Here is a 1,336-nt window from a genome sequence, read left to right on the forward strand (position 1 = left end):
TGGACTTGCCCCCGCATAACCGGACACCCGGTCACGCTTAGGTTGGAGAAACTGCTTGCCGACGAAACTCACGAGGCGAGCGGTATTTCAGGGCGCTGTGCGGGTGTGACTCGTTATAGTGGTCGAACGCGATGGCCAGGTTTTGCAACGCCGTCCTGGCGTCGGGTTTCGGCATCCACGAAACGTAATCACGCTTCATCGTTTTAACGAAGCTCTCGGCCATCCCGTTGCTTTGCGGGCTTCTGACGGGTGTCGTGACCGGCTTCAGTCCGATTTTCCGAGAGAACTTTAATGTGTCGTCGGCAATGTAGCAGGAACCATTGTCGCTTAACCACTCGACTTCGGTTTCGGTCTTCAACGCGCCGGCGAAGCGGTTCTCGACGGCTTGAAGCATGACGTCACGCACCATGTCGCCAGTGTAACCGCCTGTGCTTGCGGCCCAACTCATGGCTTCGCGGTCGCAACAGTCGAGTGCGAAGACGACACGCAATGGAGCACCGTCATCGCAGCGGAACTCGAAGCCATCCGAGCACCAGCGCACGTTGCTTCTGTCCACCGCGACCTTGCCATCATGCCGACGCGTAGACGAGACTTGACGAGGGCGACGTTCAAGCAGCAGGCCGTGGCGACGCATCACGCGATACACCCGCTTTGCATTGACGCGCGGTTGAGCCTGCGCATCCCGGCTTCGCCTCAGCAGCGCCCAAGCACGTCGGTATCCATATGTCGGCACGTCGCCTAACAGTTCGTGAAGTTCGGCGACAAGCGCCATGTCGTCGACGACGGGCATCTTGCGGCGGTCGACCCAATCAGCCGACCGCTTCGATTTGACTGCGAGATTCGAGCGCGACACACCCAGGATTTCACAGACCGTTTTCAACGGTCGTCCCCCGGCAGCAATGGTGAGCGCGCAGTCAATTTTTTTGCTCGACCATACTCCACTGCTTCACGGAGGATTTCCACCTCCATCGTCTTCTTTCCCAGCAATCGCTGCAACTCACGAATCTGCTTCATCGCTTCGGCTAGGTCCGATGCCGGCACAACCTGCTCACCGGCAGTGACCGCCGATAGGCTCCCGTCTTGATAGAGCTTGCGCCAGCCAAAGACCTGGTTGGCATTTACTTGATGCCGGCGAGCGACGCCCGAAACCGTTGCACCGGGCTCGAAGGTCTCGCGAACTATCGCCAGTTTCTCTTCAACAGAACGCCGGCGGCGCTGCTCCGGCTGGGTCAGAACTTCTAGTGGTTCCACGTTGTGACTAGGCTTAAACATAGGCAGAAGACTACCTCAAAATTTAAGCGTTGCCGCATGTCCGGTGTTTGCGGGGGCCGGCCCA

General features: G+C 58.7%; 1 protein-coding gene. It reads right to left on the minus strand.

Annotated features, from left to right (window positions below; genetic code table 11):
* Positions 1-37: 37 nt before the first annotated feature.
* Positions 38-1,272 (minus strand): IS3 family transposase gene (locus tag AWB72_RS28300; protein WP_087129214.1). Its coding sequence is split into 2 segments (ribosomal slippage): positions 38-918 and positions 918-1,272, totalling 1,236 coding nucleotides; the frame shifts between segments, so codons are not numbered across the junction.
* Positions 1,273-1,336: the final 64 nt, after the last annotated feature.

It is taken from the genome of Caballeronia concitans, assembly GCF_001544615.1.
GTDB classification, from domain to species: domain Bacteria; phylum Pseudomonadota; class Gammaproteobacteria; order Burkholderiales; family Burkholderiaceae; genus Caballeronia; species Caballeronia concitans.